Below are 17,987 nucleotides of genomic sequence, written 5' to 3' on the forward strand. Positions count from 1 at the left end.
CCGGCCGCATTTCGGCCCCAGCCGTAAATTGCGACGCTGATCTTTCCTTTACCCTTGCCGGTTAGGCTCGGGGTTTAGGGGGACAGGAGCCCAACATGGCCGCAAATCTTCGCGCGATCGCCACCTTCGCCGGCGAAACGAGAAGCTTGGTGCGCGCGCGCGCATTTCGGCTGGCGGCCTCCCTTGCCTTCACCGGCGTCGTCGTCGCGGCCTGCACCACCGGCGACGTCTTTGCCCTCAAGCCGGCGGTCGACGTCGGCACCCAGACAGCCTCGCTGCCGCCCGTCGAGGTGGCGCCCGAGCCGGCCGCGGTAGCCGCGGAGCCCGAGGGCGCGATGATGTCCGCGCCCCAGGCCGGCCTCGATCCGATGCCGGATGCGCAGCCTGTCGAACCGACGCTCGACGCCCAGGCCGCGGAGATGGGTGAGATCACGGCCGAATCGCCGCCGCCGGTCCAGACCGCCTCGCTGGTGCCCGCCCGGGGGCTGCAGACGCTGGTTCCGTCCAATCCGCAGATGGTCGCCTATCCGCGCCTCGACGACCCCTCCGCCCTGCCGCAGGCCCCCCAGCCGCGCGTGCCCGCCGTCATGCCGGCCGACGAGGTCCAGTGCCGCAGCGATCTCAGGGAACTCGGCGTGAAATACCAGGACCTGCCGACGATCCAGGACGGTGCTGCCTGCGGCATCGACTATCCGGTCAAGGTTTCGGCCATCGGATCGGTCAAGATGCAGCCCGCCGCCACCGTCAGCTGCGCCATGGCGGCCAGCTTCGCCGCCTGGACCAAGCGCGAGCTCGTGCCCGCCGCGCGCCTGCGCTACTTCTCGGGCGTCAAGACCATCCACCAGGGGTCGAGCTATTCCTGCCGCAAGATCGCCGGCACGCGGACCCTGTCGGAACACGGCAAGGGCAACGCGCTCGACATCATGCGCATCGAGCTCAACAGCGGCCGCGACATCGACGTCGAGAAGCCGGGGCTGTTCGCCTTCCGCACCCGCGGCTTCCTCAACACCATCCGCGCCGACGGCTGCAACTACTTCAACACCGTGCTCGGCCCCGGCTACAATTACGACCACCGCGACCATTTCCATTTCGACATCAAGCAGCGCCGCAACGGCTATCGCGCCTGCCGCTGACCCATCGTTGCGGCACCACTTACCAACAACCTATGGGCGCATTGTAAAGCGCGCTACATCCGAAGATTTGCACCCCGTACCCGTTCGGAGTTACAATGGGGTGCAACTTGGCGGCGGCATTCCATGGCTCGGGGCAAACTGCACAGACAGGCCACTCTGTGGTTCGCGGCCCTTTGCGCCAGCTATATCGGGCTCGCCTATTTCGCGGCTCCCGAATTCTGGTCCTTCCGCATCCTGCGCGACGGCATCAAGCCGCCCGTCCTGGTCACGACCACGCCGCAGGGCATTCCCGGGGACCCGATCAACATCGCCTTGGTCGGCTCGGAACAGGACGTCATCGATGCCTTCATCGCCGCCGGCTGGAGCCGTGCCGACGCGCTGTCGCTGGGATCCTCGCTGGAGATCGGCGAGAGCGTCGTGCTCGACAGGCCCTACCATGACGCGCCGGTCAGCACGCTGCTGTTCGACGGCCGCCCCCAGGACCTCGCCTTCGAGAAGCCCGCCGGGCAGAGCCCGGACACCCGCCATCATGTCCGCTTCTGGCGCACCTTCGTCAGCAGCCAGAGCGGCCGCCCCACCTGGTACGGCTCTGCCACCTTCGACCGCGGCGTCGGCGTCAGCCACGACACGGCCGAGATCACCCACCACATCGCCGCCGACATCGACGCCGAGCGCAGCCTGGTGATTTCCGACCTTTCGGTCGCCGGCCGCATCCTGTCGTCGAGAACCGAGCCCGGCAGCGGCTTCACCCGCAACGGCCGCAATGGCGCCGGCGACCCCTATTTCACCGACGGCAAGATGGTCGTGGCCGTACTTGCCCCGGCCAAGTAGCGGCACTGCGCCGAAAGAGTTGTGCGAGGCATCTTTTCGAGCCTGCCGGCGAGATGCTATTGAGCGGCGGCTATGCTTTACGCTGAAATCGGTATCGTGGTCGTCCTCATCTGTGTGAACGGCCTCCTGGCAATGTCCGAACTTGCCATCGTTTCTTCCCGTCCGGCGCGCCTCAAGGCGATGATCGACCGCAACGTCAGTGGTGCCGGACGCGCCCTCGAACTCGGCGCCGACCCGGGCAAATTCCTGTCGTCCGTGCAGATCGGCATCACGCTGGTCGGCGTGCTCTCGGGCGCCTTCTCGGGCGCCACGCTCGGCGAACGCCTTGCAGGCGTTCTCGCCGCCAACGGCATCAGCGCCGGCGCCGCCAACGCGCTCGGCGTCGGCATCGTCGTCGCCATCATCACCTATGCCTCGCTGATCATCGGCGAGCTCGTGCCCAAGCAGATCGCCCTGCGCGACCCCGAAGGCGTCGCCGTCCGCGTCGCCCCGGCCATGGCGATGCTCGCCCGGATCGCCCTGCCGCTGGTCTGGCTGCTCGACATTTCCGGCCGATCCGTGCTCTGGCTGCTCGGCCAGCGCGGCGAGAGCGAGGAAAAGGTCACCGACGAGGAGATCAAGATGCTGGTCGCCGAGGCCGAGCATCACGGCACCATCGAATCGGACGAGCGCCGCATGATCGCCGGCGTCATGCGGCTCGGCGACCGCGCCGTCCGCGCCGTGATGAGCCCGCGCACCGAAGTCGACTGGATCAACCTGCAGGCCGAAGAGGCGGCCGTCCGCAAGCTCCTGATGGAGACCCAGCATTCGCGCCTGCCGGCCGGCGAAGGCTCCGTCGACGCCATGGTCGGCGTGCTGCAGACCCGCGAGCTGCTCGCGGCCCTGCTCGCCGGCCGCGCCTTCGACCCGCGCAAACATGTGCGCACCGCGCCCATCGTCCACGACCAGGCCGACGCGCTCGACGTGCTCGCGACGCTCAGGCAATCCGACGTGCCGATGGCGCTCGTCCATGACGAATACGGCCACTTCGAAGGCATCGTCACCCCCGCCGACATCCTCGAAGCCATCACCGGCGTCTTCCGTTCCGACCTCGACGAGGACGAGGCCGACACCGCCGTGCAGCGCGAGGACGGCTCGTGGCTGCTCGCCGGCTACATGCAGGCCGACGAGATGGCCGACCTGCTCGGCATCGACCTGCCCGAGAACCGCGACTACGAGACGGTGGCGGGCTACGTGCTGTCGCACCTGCACCACCTGCCCGCGACCGGCGAATGCGTCGATGCCCAGGGCTGGCGCTTCGAGGTGGTCGACCTCGACGGCCGCCGCATCGACAAGGTGCTGGCCTCGCGCCTGCCCGGCACGCACCGCGGAGCCCGGTAGGAAGCGTCCGCACCTCACGAAAACTACCCCTCATCCGCCTGCCGGCACCTTCTCCCCGTGAACGGGGAGAAGGATGAAGCGCCGACGCTGACGCCCCCACTCCCCGCCTGCGGGAGAGGGTACGGGGTGAGGGGCAGATCTTGGCATCGGCCCAAAAGAAAAGGGCGGCTTGCGCCGCCCCAGTCCCTGGGAGGAATTTCAGGAATTCGCCGCTCAGGCGGCCTTGGCCTCTTCGGCGATGAGGTCGGCCTCGCGGGCAAGCTTCAGCGCCCTGGCCCACCAGGTGATCTCCTCGATCAGCCCGTTGGCGGACTGGTTGAGATGCTCGAAGTCGGAGAGCTGCTTCTCGCCCTGGCGGACGGCCAGGAAGTCGGCCCAGACGATGTGCACGGCGGCCTTGGTCGGCGCCATCTGCAGCTCGACGGCATGCATGCGCAGCTGCTCGACGGCGCGCGCCCCGCCGACGCCGCCATAGCCGATGAAACCGGCCGGCTTCTTGTTCCATTCCTTGGCGGCGTAATCGAGCGCGTTCTTCAGCACCGCGGTCGGGCCGTGGTTGTATTCGGCGGCAGTGAAGATGAAGCCGTCGAACTCGGCGACCTTCTTCTGCCAGCGCTGCGCCACGACGTTCTGCGACGGCGCCCAGGCCGAGGAGGCCACCTCGTCGAAGAAGGGCAGCGGGTAGTCGCGCAGGTCGACGACTTCGAACTCGGCGTCGGCGTGGGTCTTCGCGATCTTGGCGAACCATTCCACCGGCACGTCGGCGAAGCGGGCGGCGCGCGTCGAGCCGACGACGATGGCGATCTTGGGTTTGGACATGGCAGGAACCTTTCGGTATGAAACTTGGTATCCGGTGCGGAACTGGTATCTGATTGATACCGACACTATATTGGTAACCGGATAACGCCTGCACAAGGAGGCACTTTTTTGAAACCGAGGCACCCGCACCGCACCGAGGACTGCCGGGCCGTCAGCGACATCCTGCAGCGGGTCGGCGACAAGTGGACCGTGCTCGTCGTCGGCAAGCTCGGCGCCGGGCCGATGCGCTTCAACGAGCTGCGCCATGCGGTCGGCGGCATTTCGCAGAAGATGCTGACCACGACCCTGCGCGGGCTCGAACGCGACGGCTTCGTCACCCGCACCGTCTTCCCGACCATCCCGCCGCGCGTCGACTACGAGCTGACCGAGCTAGGCTGTGAGCTCCTCGTGCCCGTCAACGCGCTCGGCGAATGGGCGCGCAGCAACCAGGGCCGCGTGGCAGAGGCACGGATGAAGTTCGACGCCACGGCACAGTGAACGGAATCGCCATGCGGCTCGGATGGAATGAAGTGTCGGAAGCCGTGCATCAACTGTACCGGTCAAAGGAACGCGAGTTCTCGCCAGAGACGATCAGAAACGCTGAGGATTTCATCGTACATGCGAGAGTGCGACTGGCACCGCCTGAGCATATCGGGCCGGGGTATTGGCCAACGCTCCAGCTCGGATGGGACTGCTCACCCCCGATATCGGTAGAGATATTCGACGACTCGTACGAATTTTATCGGATACATGAAGGTAGGACCGATATCTTCGAATTCGCCCATGGCCCTGGCCAGCCCTTCCCCGAGAAGCTGAACGAGCTGCTTGTTTCAACCTGCGCCCAGCTTCCGAAATCAGAGTGAAGCCTACTCCGCCGGCACCGGCTTCGGCCGGCCCTGCCCGTCCAGCGCCACCATGATGAAGTCGGCGTCTGTCACCTTCTCCATCAGTTCCGACAGGTAGCGCTGCGCCCAGGCCTCGACCTTGAGCGTCATCGAGGTCCGCCCCACCCGCTCGACATGGGTGTAGATGCACAGCGTGTCGCCGACCTTCATCGGCTTGGCGAAGGCCATCTCCTTGACCGCCGCCGTCACCACGCGGCCGCGGGCCCGCTCGGCGGCTCGGATGCCGCAGGCAAGGTCCATCTGCGCCATGACCCAGCCGCCGAAGATGTCGCCGGCCGCGTTTGCGTCGGCGGGCATGGCGAGCGTCCTCAGCGTCAGTTCGCCCTGCGGCCTGCCGTCGGCATATTGCACCATCTGCGTTCCCTGGATTCGTTCTCGTCCCACCCGTATCGTCGCAGCCGCCGCTGCGTCAACGAAACATCGCGAAAGCGACGCCGGTCGCATTTTTCACAGGCCATGCCGGAACCGCCGCCGTCGCCGTCCCGTCACGGGATAGTCTGGCCGAGCGATCACACAGGACAGGCCACGGCCCGCATGCAGACTTTCGATTTCATTGTCGTCGGCTCGGGCTCGGCCGGTTCCGTCGTCGCCGAAAGGCTGTCGGCGAGCGGCCGCCATTCGGTGCTGGTGCTGGAGGCCGGCGGCACCGACCGCCGCTTCTTCGTCCAGATGCCGCTCGGCTACGGCAAGACCTTCTTCGACCCGGCGGTGAACTGGAACTATGCCGCCGAGCCCGACCCCGGGCTTGCCGGCAACAAGGACCATTGGCCGCGTGGAAAAATCCTCGGTGGATCGAGCTCGATCAACGCCATGGTCTGGATCCGCGGCGCGCGCGAGGACTTCGATGACTGGCGCGACGCCGGCAATCCCGGCTGGGGCTTCGACGACCTCCTGCCCGCCTTCAAGGCGATCGAGGACAACGAGGCCGGCGGCGACGCGCTGCGCGGCACCGGCGGCCCGGTGCACGTCACCGACAACCGCAAGAAGGTGCATCCGCTCACCCTCCGCTTCCTCGCGGCAGCCCAGCAGGCGGGCCTGGGTTTGAATCAGGACTTCAACGGCGAGGCCCAAGAGGGCGCCGGCGTTTATCAAATCACCACCAGGGACGGCCGCCGCATGTCCGCGGCCCGCGCCTTCCTTCGCCCGGCGATGAAGCGTGCCAACCTCCGCGTCGAGACCCATGCGCTCGCAACGAAGGTCCTGTTCGAGGGCAAGCGCGCGATCGGCGTCGAGTATTTGCAGAACGGCCGGGCGAAGACCGTGCGCGCCGGCCGCGAGGTCATCCTCTGCGGCGGCTCGGTCAACACGCCGCAACTGCTGCAGCTTTCCGGCGTCGGCCCCGCCGCATTGCTGCGCGATCTCGGCATCGGCGTCGTCCACGCCGGCGAGCATGTCGGCCGCAACCTGCAGGACCACCAGGGCATCAACTACACCTGGAAGGCCAGGGTGCCCACCCTCAACCAGCTGCTGCGCCCGTGGTGGGGCAAGGCGCTGGCCGGCATGCAGTACCTACTGCTGCGCTCCGGCCCGCTGTCGATGAGCATGAACCAGGGCGGCGGCTTCTTCCGCACCGATGGCAGCCGCGCCCGCCCCAACATGCAGCTCTATTTCCAGGTCTTCTCGACCGTCCTGCCCAAAGCCGGCGAGCGGCCGATCCTGACGCCCGACCCCTTCCCCGGCTTCTCCATCGGTCTGTCCAACTGCCGCCCGGCGAGCCGCGGCGAGATCATGATCCGCGCGGCCGATCCCACCGTTCACCCGCGCATCACCGTCAATGCGTTTTCGGCCGAAAGCGACGTCGCCGAGATGCTCGACGCGGTCAAGTTCCTGCGCAGGCTCGCCTCGATGCCGCCCATCGCCGACGTCATTGCGGAGGAGGTTTTGCCAGGCCCGTCAATCGCTTCCGACGCCGACTTGATTCAGGATTTCCGCAAGCGCTCGGGCACCGTCTACCACCCGGTCTCGACCTGCCGCATGGGCCCCGACCCCACGGCCTCCGTGGTCGACCCGCGCCTGCGCGTCCACGGCATCTCGGCCTTGCGCGTCATCGACGCCTCGATCTTTCCCGACAACATCACCGGCAACACCAACGCCGCCGCGATCATGACCGGCTGGAAGGGTGCGGAGATGGTGCTGGAGGACGCGGGGTGAGCAGTTTGAGTGTCAGCGCAGCCCCTCACCCTTACCCTCTCCCCGTTCAAGACGGGGAGAGGGAGACGTCAACGCCGGAGCTGCGTCCTTCGCCCCGTCATTACGGGGAGAAGGTGCCGGCAGGCGGATGAGGGGCAGCGCATGGCGAGCCTAGGTCACCGGGAGGAACCCGCATGAAAATCACCGACGTCAAGACCTTCGTGGTCGACAACCCGCCGCCGCAGACGGGCGGGCGCTACTTCATCTTCGTCAAGCTCACCACCGATTCCAACGTCGTCGGCTACGGCGAGGCCTACAATGCCACCTTCGGCCCCGACGTGACCGCCAGGATGATCGAGGACTGCGCGGCGCGCCATCTCGTCGGCCACGACCCGCACGACATCGAGACCTTCTTCCGCCGCGCCTATTCGTCCGGGTTCAGCCAGCGCCCCGACATCTCGATGATGGGCTGCGTGTCGGCGCTGGAGATGGCCTGCTGGGACATCATCGGCAAGGAGGCCGGCAAGCCGGTCTACAAGCTGCTCGGCGGCCAGGTGCACGAGCGGCTGCGCTCCTACACCTACCTCTATCCGAGGAGCGGCAGCGTCTTCCCCGGCGAGACCGAGAGCAGCAAGAACGTCTACAACGACCCCGACCTCGCCGCCGAGACGGCCCTCGCCTATGTCGCCCAGGGCTTCAACGCGCTGAAGCTCGACCCGGCCGGCCCCTACACCGCCTTCGACGGCCACCAGCCGCGATTGCAGGACATCGACCTCTCCGTGCGCATGGTGAAGGCGATCCGCGAGGCGGTCGGCACCTCCGCCGACATCCTGTTCGGCACCCACGGCCAGTTCACCGCGTCGGGCGCGCTGCGCATGGCGCGCGCCATCGAGCCCTACGACCCGCTCTGGTTCGAGGAGCCGGTGCCGCCGGACATGCCCGAGGTCATGGCCGAGGTGGCGCGCGGCACCAGGATCCCCATCGCCACCGGCGAGCGGCTGACCACCAAGTGGGAGTTCGCCCGCGTCATCGAGAACCGCGCCGCCACCATCCTGCAGCCGGACCTCGGCCGCTCCGGCGGCATCCTCGAGACCAAGAAGATCGCCGCCATGGCCGAGGCCTATCACGTCCAGGTGGCGCCGCACTGCTATTGCGGGCCGATCGTCGGCGCCGCCAACATCCAGCTCGCCGCCACGCTGCCCAACTTCCTGATCCTCGAATCGATCAAGACCTGGGACGGCTTCCACGCCGATCTGTTGAAGCAGAAGATCGAATGGCAGGACGGCTGGGTCATCCCGTCGAAGGAGCCCGGCCTCGGCGTCGAGCTCGACGAGGCGGTGTGCGAGGCCCATCCCTGGACCGGCGGCCCGCTGCATCTCGAGATGACGCCCGACCCGCTGTTCCCGTGAACGCGACCTTGACCCTCCCCTTGTGGGGAGGGTCGGGCCGGAGGTCCGGGGTGGGGGTGAACGGCGGGCCGAAGCTGCCAATCTCCTCCTTGTGGGTCCTGCAGGGCAGAGGGGGTGGGAAGGATCGCGATCCATCAAGACGGGAGCGGCGCAGACCCGCACTCTCCCCTGTAAAATCAGCCCCTTGCGCCGCCTTCCGGACTCAACCTCCGAACCGCCTCGCTCAACACCTCACCGTCAGCGCCCTGGGCACCATCTCGTATGTCGCCGGGATATGCCCCGGCGACTCGCCGTCTATGTCGACGAGTGCCGCATTCGCCAGCGGGTCGCCCAGCGGCTCCACCGTCACCCTGCGGCCGCGCAGGATGGTGATCGCCGGATGGTTGCGGTGGCGCCCGCCATAGAGCAGGCGGATGTCGAAGATGAGCTGCAGCTTGCTCGCCGCCCGCAGGATGACGATGTCGAACAGCCCGTCGTCGGGCACGGCGTCGGGCGCGATCATCATGCCGCCGCCGAAGAACCTCTCGTTCGCCACCGCCACCAGCGCCACCTTGGCCTCGACCGGCACCCCGTCGTCGACGGTGATGCGCACGTCCTGGAAACGGTAGCGCAGGAACTCCGTCACCGTGCGCCAGAAGAACAGCGCCTTGGCCGACACCCTGCCCTTGCGGCGGTCGTTGTTGACCGCCCGCACCGTCGCGCCCGACATGCCGAGGCTGGCGATGTTGACGAAATGCCGGCTGGCCAGGCGGCCGTGGTCCTCGATGAAGGAGATGCGCCCCGCGTCGATCACCCGGTCGGAACCGTCGGCGATGCGGTCGACGGCCGACTTGGCGTCGACCGGGATGCCCAGCCCGCGCGCGAAGTCTAGCCCGGTGCCGCAGGGCAGCACGCCCAGCACCGCACCCCTGCCGGTTTCAGCCTGCATCTGCAGGATGCCGTCGGCGACCTCGCTGATCGTGCCGTCGCCGCCAGCAGCGACGACGACCTCGCAGCCGAGCGCCACCAGGTCGCGCGCCAGCACCGCACCGTCGCCCGGCTCCTCGGTCTCGCGGAATTCGACGTCGTCGAAGCGGTCGGAAAGGGCTGCCGCCACCTCCGCCCAGTGGGCGCCCAGACGCCCGCCGCCAGCCACCGGATTCCTGACCACCCCTAGCTTCACGAACCAAAACCCTCCCCGGCAGCCGATGCCCCACATTGTTGGCCGTCGAAGGAAATGCGCAAGAGGCGAGCGCGTAGCCCGGCCGACTTTCCCCCACCCGTTCACCTCGCCCGGGAATCGGCTAATATCGCGCCACAATATGGGGAACGGGTACATGTCGCTGATCCAGAAGCTGGCCGTCGCCTACGCGGCGCTGTTTTTCCTCGTCGTCGCCGTCGGCTACGTGCCGGCCTTCAACGACGCCGAGGGCAATCTCTTCAGCCTGTTCTCGCTGCAATGGTACGACGACCTGCTGCATGCCTTCTCCGGCGTCTGGGCGCTTGTCGCCGCCTTCGTGTCGCACCGCCAGTCGGTGCTCTATTTCAAGCTTTTCGGCGCGGTCTACCTGTTCGACGGCGTGCTTGGGCTGGTCACCGGCTCCGGCTACCTTGACGGCGGCATCTTCATCAACGGCTTCCGCTCCTTCGACGACATCGAACTGGCGACCCGCTTCTTCGCCAACGCCCCGCATCTGGCGATCGGCGGCTTCGCCGTCTTCGTCGGCTTCTGGCTGTCGCGGCGCGTGCGCGCGCCCCTCGCTTCGGCCTGAACCGGCATGTTCCTGCTCCGCCTGCTCAAGCGGCTCGTCAAGGCGGTCGTCCTTGTCGTTGTTCTGATTCTGCTTATCCCGGTCCTCGGCCTCGCCTACGGCTTCCTCACCACCGACGCCGTCGACGGCAAGCCCCTGCCCGGGATCGCCGAAGGCGCCCCGCCCGCGGCGCTCGCCGGCCAGGTCCGCGCCGAGATCCTAGGCTACCAGCGGCCCGAGGAGTCGACCTTCCTCACCTATCCCGAATGGGCGATCGTCTATGCGGCGCGCGAATACGCCGGCTTCGTCGAACGCGGCAATCCGGGCGACTTCCCCTACTGGGCCTATGTCGGGCGCTTCTGGCAGGACTATGCCACCGTCATCCGCGCCTCGGACGAATACCCGTTCAACTTCGCCAACCACCAGATGCTCGCCGTCATCGGCACCAGCCACACGATCGAGCATATCCTCCAGTGGGCCTACGAGAACACGGTCGGCCGCATCACCTACATGACCGGCGGACCGTCGGACCCCGCCGACCGCTACCTCGCCCGCACCGCCGGCGAGTATGCCGCCTTCCTCGACCAGGTGCCCTGGTACGAATTCCCCTATGCCGAAAAGCGCGCCGGGCTGATGGTGCTTGCCGCTGGCCCGGGCGACGATCCGGTACGCATGGCCGAGCGCAAATTCGCCTTCGGTTTCGCCTATTCCGTCAAGCAGGCCTATGCCGACCTCATCAAGGCCGGCCTTTCCGCCACCTCGGATCCGGCCCTGCTCGACATCCATGTCTGGGCCAAGGGACCGGTTGCCGAAGCGATCGCAGGCGAGCCCGACACGCGGCTGGAGAAGGATCTCGGCGACGACGGGGCGGTCTTCGTCACCCGCCGCTACCAGGTCTTCACCGACATGATCCCGCGCCTGGTCGGCAAGGGCGTGCGCTTCGTCGAGATCGGCGGCAACGACGAGATCCTCGTCACGGTGCTGAGCGGCGAGGCGCTGGCCACGCCCGAGGGCGCGAGCCAGCTCTTCGCCTACCAACTCCCGGCCGAGCCTTCCGCCCGCCGCTCCGGCCTGCTTGTGGCCGTGCGCAAGCTCGACACCGTGCTGCCCGCGCTCGCGGCCTCCGGCGCCCGCCTCGAGCACGTCTACGACTACTGAGCCTCAGTCGACGGCGGCCATCGCCTTGATGGCGCGATAGAAGGTCGAGGTGAACAGCTCATCCGGATCGTAGCTGCGCTTGCGGGCGAGGAAGTCCGGCAGTTCCGGATAGGACGCCAGCAGCTGCCGGCCGGTATAGTGCAGCTGGTAGGGCAGGAAGAAGCGGCCGCGATGGCGCAGCGTCAGGTCGATCATCGCCCGGGTCAGCGCCCGCATCGCCTGGTTGCCCGCCTCGTCCGCGCTCTGGTTGACGTAGAGCACCAGCGCGAAGGCCGGCTCCGTCGCATAGGGGAGTGCCACGTCCTCCCCATGCACCACGCGCACCGAGGCGTTGAGCAGGGCGAGCGGCTGGGCCGCGATGATCCTGCGCGCGGCGGCCAGGAACAGGTTGAACTCGCCGCGCGGCACGAAATATTCGTGCAGGATGTCGGTCTCGTCCTGGAGGTCGTTGAACAGGTAGGGCACCGAATCGTGCATCGGGTTGTTGCGCGTCACCAGGCACGCCTCGCCCTCGCCCATCGCCGCCGTGCGCGCCACCGTGCAGGTCTCGGCCCGCGGCTCGAGATACTTCTCGGCCAGCCATTTCGCCCATTGGAACAGGCCGCCCTGCTTGGCGAGGTTCATCACCAGCCGCTTGGTCTCCACGCCCTCAGGCTCGCCCAGCGCGGGCTGGGAGGCCGGCGCGGCATCCGCCGCCTGGTCGTAGCGGTAGACGATCATGTCCTCGAGGAAATTCAGCGGCGACGTCGACAGGTGGCCATAGAACAGCCCCAGCCCCTTGTCCGGCTCCATCTGCCGCTCGAACATGCGTGGAAAGCGCTCGGCGCGGATGATCTCGCGCGAGGTCCGGTAGACGGCGTTGTCGACGACCTCCAGCACCGCCGACACCACCACGCCGAACAGGCCGTAGCCGCCCACCACATGGCGGAACAGGTCCTCGTTCATGGCGCGCGAGGCGGTCACCACCTCGCCGCTCGCCAGCATCACCCGCAGCGATCGGATCGAGCCGGCCACCGAGCCGGCCTGGTGGTCCATGCCGTGGGCATTGACGGAGATCGAGCCGCCGACGGTGAAGATGTCGGTCGACTGCATCGCCTTCACCGCAAAGCGCGGATGCAGCAGGTTCTGGATGTCGTGCCAGGTGGCGCCCGGCTCGACCGTGATCGTCTTCAGGATGTCGTTGACGCTCACCTTGTTGAACTTGCGCATGTCCAGCACGAGCGCGTTGTCGTCGAAGGCGTGCCCGCCCATCGAGTGCCGCACGCCGGCCATCGACACCTTGAGGCCGTTGTCGCGTGCGAATGCCAGCGCCTGGGCGACGTCGGCCTCGCTCGTCACCTCGACCACGCCGTAGACCGGCGTCGCCGAGAGCGCGCTGGCGTCGTTGACCTCACCGCCCTTGGCGAGCCATTTCAGAGCCGGGTCGAAATCGGGAGCGGCGTCGAGCGGTTTGGCCGCCAGCGCCATGCCGTCGACATCGGCGATGCGCCCCAGGCTCTTCGGACCCGTGGGAGCGCGGGCAAGCCGCGTCAGCGCGGTACCCGTCCAGTAGACCGCCCCGCCCATGGCCACAGCCCCGAGCAACAGCCGCCGCGAAATCCCCCGCCGCCTGCGATGGATCGCCATCATTCTCCTCCGCACCACCTGTCAGCATAGACCGTGATTCGACAAAAATCCAAAAGAGGAGGAGAGCAACTTCGACGTGCATAAAGTCGATTATGTCGTCGTCGGTAGAAAAAACGGCCGCCTCCAAGGAGACGGCCGAGTTGTACAGGTGCGTTTATCTTGGAAGGTGTCGCGCAGTCCGCTCCGCACGGCGCATGGCAGGGCCGGCGGAGCAGGCATGCGTCTAGAGCAATTCCAGGAAAAGTGCGGAGCGGTTTTCCGTCCGGAATTGCGCAAAAACAAAGAGATAGAGCGTTTCTGCGATTCGAAGCAAAGCGGAAACGCTCTGGTCCTTAGGACGCCTTTTCGATCGCCGTCACGGCGCCGGTGGTGTCGTCCACGGTCACCTTCACCTTGGCGCCGGCCGCGAGGCCTTCCACGGAAATGCTCTCGGGCACGACATAGGTCTTGCCGTCTTCCAGCGTGATCGAGCGCGTCGCCGGATCCACCGACTGGACCGTGCCCTCGACCTCGGCGGCATAGGCCGCTCCCATGATGGCAAGCGAGGCGACGGTCGTTGCAAGGAACTTCTTCATGTCATCTTACTCCCGTTCTGTATTCGCCCTCGCGGACCTGGCGTTTGGCGCCGTATCCGCCGGACGAGATGGAAACTGGCCGCCGATGCCCGGCAACGCAAATCACGTTGAGTGAAATTATCTAATATTATCATAGGCTTATTTCTGCCACATTCGAACGCAGCCGAGCATGGACGGAACGCTTCGAAGGTCGCCGGACGTCGCTAGCCCGTGTCGCGCAAAGGCTCGGGCCCGTCATACGCCCGTCACCTCGGGGCCATCGCGGCGCCCGATTTGCTTTCGGGCGATCACGAACGGGCCGGAAAAACTTGCCGCGGCAAGTTCTGGCGCAAGCTTATCAGCTCCGCCCCGCGACGATCTGATACATCCCAACGCTTGGTCCAGGCCACCGCGGCCGCTTCACAGGCTGCCGCGATTCTGGCATAGGTGCGCGCCGCACGCCGCGTGCGCCCGGAACCCCTGCCTTGAACCCGTTGTTCGAAATCGTCGGCGCCCTTGCCGCCATCCTCACCACGCTTGCGTGGCTGCCGCAGATCCTCAAGATCCTGCGGGAGCGCAAGACCAGCGACATCTCGCTCGGCACCAACGCGGCACTTGCCACCGGCATCTCGCTGTGGATCGTCTACGGCGTCGCCATCGGCTCGCTGCCGGTGATCCTGTCCAACTCGATCACGCTGGTGTTCATCCTCGCCATCGTCGGCCTCAAGCTGCGATACGGCTGAAGCATATGCCCGAGGTCGAGACCCGATCTCAGGCGCCCATCTTCCGCACCAGCGCGGTGATCGCCAGCATCGTCGCCATGTCTGCAATCATCGGCTCGATATGCGCCTTGTAGTCCAATGGCACATTCGAGGCCGGTAACTCGAAGAAGTTCCTCTTGTCCGGCAGCAGGAGGAAACCGTCCTTGCCTTTGAGCGCGATACGCGCCGGTTCGCCCGGCCAGGCCTCCCTGAGCCAATTCAACGCCTGCGCCATCTGGCCTGACACCAAGGGCTGCGCTGCCTCGACATTGCCGGTTCGGAATTCATAGGCCATGTCCAGTTCTTGCACGCCCGACCTGACCTCCATCAATCCGCCGCCGAAGATCTCGCTGAAAAAGCTCAAGACCGCATTGGTACGGACCGTCGCAATCAAAATGCCGGGAAAGGGCTTCTCCAGTCCGAATGCCACGATCACGCCTTGGAAAGTGGTCGAATCGAACTTTTCGGTCCGCTGTATCAGCAGGGTTTCGTAGAGCTCGAAGTAGAAATCGTCGAATATACCTGAAATGGAGTCGTCGATTTCCATCACATTGTACTCGCCGACCGTTGCTTTCGGCAGCACCGCAAAGGACGGCGGCATCACCGCCTTCTCATGGCGAAAATTCTTGATGAATCCGAAGGCGATCGGCAGCAGCCTGTTGCGAAACGACGCGTTGGCGGCGTCAGCAGGCCTCTTCGCACGGTAGTAGACGAAGAAGGCAGCGATAAAGGCGACCACATAGAGATAGACATGCAGCGTCGAAAGCCATTGCTCGTTGACATCCGAAATCAGGTTGAGCACCAGCGCCAAAACAACAACGGCGGCGATCAGTCCACCAAGACTGAGCGGCAACCGCCACATCGTGGCACGCCTGATCGCGGTGCGCTCGGCCTCATAGGCCTCGATGTCCCGCCTGATGCCCGCGATGACCGCCTCGTCAGGCATGAAACCGGCTGCGCTCATTCGCCCCTCCCCCATGCCGGTGTGCCCCGGCCGGCCGATGATAGCGGCTTTTCGGCAAATGTCGCGGCGCTGCTCCGCCGCATTCGCATCGCCGGCCGCCGCGACCCTGCCACAGGGAATCGTTCGGAAACAAGGGGATGGCCGCAAGACCGGAATCGAAATGAGAAGCAGAGTGCTCAGCCGAACAGGCCGGCCCATCGCGCCCGCGCCTTGGCGCCGAGGCGCCCGCCGACGGTCTCCAGCGGCACCAGGCGCTCGCGGTCGCCGTCCCGCTCGCGAAACAGCGGCACCATGCTCCAGCCCGCGACCCGCCCGCGCGTCCCGGCATCGGCGCTCACCTCGACCATCAGGATCGCCCCGATCCGCCCAGGCCATGGCTGGCGGGCGAAGGCCGTGCCGAGGAAATCGCCGAGCCCGTAGGCCACCAGCGCCCCGCCGATCCGCTCCAGGGGCTGGACCACATGGGCATGGTGACCGGCCACCAGGCCGACGCCGAGATCCGCCAGCCGCCGCGCCTCGGCGCGTGTCGCCGCGCGCGGGAAGTGACGGAACTCCCAGTCCCAGTGCGGCACGGCGCAGACGAGGTCGACGCCCTCCGCACCTTCGATGCCGCCGCGGCTGGCGGCGAAGAACGCATCGGCCATGACCGCGCGTCCGCTGAAAGCCGCGGCATCGGCGTTGCGCCATTGCGTGTAGGCCGCAAGGCCGATCCGCAGCGGCCCGGCCGCCACCGCAAGCAGCCCGGCCGCCGCCCCGATCGTCGCGATGCCGAGCCTGGCCAGGGCCGCGCGGGTCTCGTCGTAGCCTTCGATCCCCTGGTCGAGCACGTGGTTGTTGGCCAGGGACAGGACCAGGCGCGCGGGCGCGATACCGGTCGCCGCAAGCACGTCGGTCAGGAAATCGGCCGTCATCGCATGGCGGGTGCCGAGCCGCGTGCCGAGCCTGGCGCTCGGCTTGCCGACCACCGGGCTCTCGCAATTGCCGACCACCAGGTCGGCCGAGGCCAAAAGCGCGGCGAGTTGCGCGTCGCAAACCGGCGCGCGCCTGTTGGCCACCGCCGAAATGTCGCCGACGAAGGCGAGCCGCACGCATCTTGCCGGCCTCGGCATGAGTGCGCCTTCGCCCGGCAGATAGCCGGAGGCATCGCCGGCCGCCGACGGCTTCAGGAAGCGCGCCGGCCAGGAGATCTTGTAGGAGAGCGGATAATTCGACACGCGGCGCCCGGCAATTCGATCGGGCACCTCATGTCCTGGACGGACGGGCGGGTCCCGCAAAATTGCACAGTAGCAGCAATTCATTGCCGCAAGCTGGCCCCGACCGGCCCACGGTCATTTTTGCGCAGGTTTCTGCCGCGCCCGTGCCGCCGCCAGCCGGTAGACCTGGTCGATCCGCGACACGATCGCCGGCGGCTGCAGCCGGGCGACCGCCCGCCGCGCCGCCGCGCCGATGGCGTTGCGCAGGGCGGCATCGCCTGCCAGGACAGCGGCCCGCCCGGCCATGGCGTCCACGTCGCCATGGCCGGACAGATAGCCGCTCTCGCCGTCGACGATCAGTTCCGACGAATAGCCGACATCCGTCGTCAGCACCGGCAGCTCGGTAGCCATGGCCTCGAGCGTGGCGATCGGCCCCTCCTCCATGCGCGACGTGCACAGATACGCGTCCATGGCGCCCATCAGCGCGACCGCGTCGTTTCGCTCGCCCACCAGGTGCACCCGGTTGGCCACCAGCGGATCGCCGAGCGCCCCGCCCCAGAGCCCTTCCCGCGCCGAGTCCGCGAACAGGCCGATCAGGAGCAGCTCCGCGTCGATGCCGGCCGCGACGAGCCTGGACAGCACCGCCACCATGTCGAGCTGGTTCTTGCGCGGACAGATGTCGCCGACCGAACCGATGACGAACGCCTCGGGCCTGAGCCCCAGGCTTTCGCGCGCCGCGGCCCGTCGCGGGTCGCTGGCCGGCTCCACGCTGCGGATGTCGAACATGTGTGGCACCACATGCATGTGCTTGCGCCGCACCAGCAGGCGCGACAGGTAGTAGTCGGCCGTCTGCGCGCTCGGCGCGATGACCTCGTGCGCGAAGGCCCAGGGCAGCTGCGGCTGCCTGGTATGCGCGGTCATGACGATCGGCGTTCCGGCCACGCATCGATACACCATGGCGTGCTTGTTGCCGCGGCTGCCATGCGCATGCACCACCTCATGGCCCCAGTCCCGGATGGCGTAGCCGACGCGGCGGAGTTCCGCCGGCGTGGTGGCGAAGTCCGACGCCAACATGTCGATGGGTCCCGTGAAGGACTGCCGTTCGATCCAGGAACTGCGCGAATGCACCAGCAGGACCTGGTGCCCGGCGTCGAGCTGTGCCTGGATCAGCGTCCGCGAGCTCGTCGCGACGCCGTTCAGCGCGGCATGCGACACGAGATGCGCGATCCTCACGCGGCCCTCATGTCAGCCGACATATGGTTGAACGACACACGTCTTGGAATCACGTCTGGCACCGACTCGAAACGACGGAGCCTAGGTAGCATTCATCAGCCGCCACTAAAACAGACATCGCCGCAGCAGCGCGTAGTGCCCGGCCTGCCCGGTCCAGTACGCAGGCATAAAGGACAACGACA

The 17,987-nt window shown here is 66.9% G+C and carries 17 protein-coding genes; 9 read left to right on the forward strand and 8 right to left on the reverse strand.

What is annotated here, in order from left to right; all coding sequences use genetic code 11:
* Window positions 1–95 precede the first annotated feature (95 nt).
* The 3 genes from J2X50_RS03630 to J2X50_RS03640 all read left to right on the forward strand — a co-directional run bounded on the left by J2X50_RS03630 (window position 96) and on the right by J2X50_RS03640 (window position 3,344).
* Window positions 96–1,133: an extensin family protein gene (locus J2X50_RS03630; protein WP_429091570.1), complete on the forward strand. Its 1,038-nt coding sequence runs from the start codon at window positions 96–98 to the stop codon at window positions 1,131–1,133.
* 123 nt (window positions 1,134–1,256) lie between these two features.
* A complete protein-coding gene (locus tag J2X50_RS03635) occupies window positions 1,257–1,964 on the forward strand; it encodes an LssY C-terminal domain-containing protein (RefSeq protein ID WP_429091573.1) in 708 nt (235 codons plus the stop codon).
* Between the two features lie 72 nt (window positions 1,965–2,036).
* Window positions 2,037–3,344, forward strand: a complete 1,308-nt coding sequence (locus tag J2X50_RS03640; protein ID WP_429091576.1) for a hemolysin family protein — start codon at window positions 2,037–2,039, stop codon at window positions 3,342–3,344.
* Between the two features lie 213 nt (window positions 3,345–3,557).
* On the opposite strand, the gene J2X50_RS03645 is transcribed toward J2X50_RS03640, so the two are convergent.
* Window positions 3,558–4,163, reverse strand: coding sequence for an NADPH-dependent FMN reductase (locus J2X50_RS03645; RefSeq protein ID WP_429091578.1), 606 nt, complete (start codon window positions 4,161–4,163; stop codon window positions 3,558–3,560).
* A 108-nt stretch (window positions 4,164–4,271) separates the two neighbouring features.
* Here J2X50_RS03645 and J2X50_RS03650 point away from each other — a divergent pair, with 108 nt between their 5' ends.
* The gene (locus tag J2X50_RS03650) at window positions 4,272–4,640 is read left to right on the forward strand and encodes a winged helix-turn-helix transcriptional regulator (RefSeq protein WP_429091581.1); all 369 of its coding nucleotides are present in this window, start codon (window positions 4,272–4,274) and stop codon (window positions 4,638–4,640) included.
* A 368-nt stretch (window positions 4,641–5,008) separates the two neighbouring features.
* Here J2X50_RS03650 and J2X50_RS03655 read toward each other — a convergent pair whose 3' ends face one another.
* Window positions 5,009–5,401: an acyl-CoA thioesterase gene (locus tag J2X50_RS03655; RefSeq protein WP_340038261.1), complete on the reverse strand. Its 393-nt coding sequence runs from the start codon at window positions 5,399–5,401 to the stop codon at window positions 5,009–5,011.
* A 180-nt stretch (window positions 5,402–5,581) separates the two neighbouring features.
* Between J2X50_RS03655 and J2X50_RS03660 the strand changes: the two genes are divergently transcribed.
* Window positions 5,582–7,198 (forward strand): GMC family oxidoreductase, encoded by a 1,617-nt coding sequence (locus tag J2X50_RS03660; RefSeq protein WP_429091584.1) that lies wholly within the window; start codon window positions 5,582–5,584, stop codon window positions 7,196–7,198.
* Between the two features lie 173 nt (window positions 7,199–7,371).
* Window positions 7,372–8,586, forward strand: coding sequence for a mandelate racemase/muconate lactonizing enzyme family protein (locus J2X50_RS03665; RefSeq protein ID WP_429091587.1), 1,215 nt, complete (start codon window positions 7,372–7,374; stop codon window positions 8,584–8,586).
* A gap of 223 nt (window positions 8,587–8,809) precedes the next feature.
* Here J2X50_RS03665 and J2X50_RS03670 read toward each other — a convergent pair whose 3' ends face one another.
* The gene (locus tag J2X50_RS03670) at window positions 8,810–9,748 is read right to left on the reverse strand and encodes a diacylglycerol/lipid kinase family protein (RefSeq protein ID WP_429091590.1); all 939 of its coding nucleotides are present in this window, start codon (window positions 9,746–9,748) and stop codon (window positions 8,810–8,812) included.
* Between the two features lie 154 nt (window positions 9,749–9,902).
* Here J2X50_RS03670 and J2X50_RS03675 point away from each other — a divergent pair, with 154 nt between their 5' ends.
* Entirely contained in the window at window positions 9,903–10,337 is a 435-nt protein-coding gene (locus J2X50_RS03675; protein ID WP_429091593.1) for a DUF4383 domain-containing protein, read from the forward strand.
* Between the two features lie 6 nt (window positions 10,338–10,343).
* Window positions 10,344–11,474: a hypothetical protein gene (locus tag J2X50_RS03680; RefSeq protein ID WP_429091596.1), complete on the forward strand. Its 1,131-nt coding sequence runs from the start codon at window positions 10,344–10,346 to the stop codon at window positions 11,472–11,474.
* A 3-nt stretch (window positions 11,475–11,477) separates the two neighbouring features.
* On the opposite strand, the gene J2X50_RS03685 is transcribed toward J2X50_RS03680, so the two are convergent.
* Both J2X50_RS03685 and J2X50_RS03690 read right to left on the reverse strand, forming a co-directional pair.
* Window positions 11,478–13,100 carry an FAD-binding oxidoreductase gene (locus J2X50_RS03685; RefSeq protein ID WP_429091599.1) on the reverse strand — a complete coding sequence of 541 codons (1,623 nt, stop codon included), beginning with the start codon at window positions 13,098–13,100 and terminating at the stop codon, window positions 11,478–11,480.
* 332 nt (window positions 13,101–13,432) lie between these two features.
* Complete coding sequence (locus tag J2X50_RS03690; protein ID WP_429091601.1) at window positions 13,433–13,675, reverse strand: DUF1344 domain-containing protein; 243 nt, start codon at window positions 13,673–13,675, stop codon at window positions 13,433–13,435.
* A gap of 464 nt (window positions 13,676–14,139) precedes the next feature.
* Between J2X50_RS03690 and J2X50_RS03695 the strand changes: the two genes are divergently transcribed.
* On the forward strand, window positions 14,140–14,397 hold the full coding sequence (locus J2X50_RS03695) for a SemiSWEET family sugar transporter (protein ID WP_340038269.1): 258 nt from the start codon (window positions 14,140–14,142) through the stop codon (window positions 14,395–14,397).
* Between the two features lie 28 nt (window positions 14,398–14,425).
* Here the strand turns inward: J2X50_RS03695 and J2X50_RS03700 are convergent, their stop codons facing one another.
* The 3 genes from J2X50_RS03700 to J2X50_RS03710 form a co-directional block, all read right to left on the reverse strand.
* Window positions 14,426–15,379 carry a DUF3137 domain-containing protein gene (locus J2X50_RS03700; protein ID WP_429091603.1) on the reverse strand — a complete coding sequence of 318 codons (954 nt, stop codon included), beginning with the start codon at window positions 15,377–15,379 and terminating at the stop codon, window positions 14,426–14,428.
* Window positions 15,380–15,555: 176 nt separating this feature from the next.
* Window positions 15,556–16,593, reverse strand: coding sequence for a CapA family protein (locus tag J2X50_RS03705; RefSeq protein ID WP_429091848.1), 1,038 nt, complete (start codon window positions 16,591–16,593; stop codon window positions 15,556–15,558).
* A 114-nt stretch (window positions 16,594–16,707) separates the two neighbouring features.
* Window positions 16,708–17,805 (reverse strand): glycosyltransferase family 4 protein, encoded by a 1,098-nt coding sequence (locus tag J2X50_RS03710; protein WP_429091605.1) that lies wholly within the window; start codon window positions 17,803–17,805, stop codon window positions 16,708–16,710.
* Between the last annotated feature and the right edge of the window lie 182 nt (window positions 17,806–17,987).

Origin of the sequence: Aminobacter sp. BE322 (assembly GCF_050433525.1) — a bacterium.
Lineage (GTDB): Bacteria > Pseudomonadota > Alphaproteobacteria > Rhizobiales > Rhizobiaceae > Aminobacter.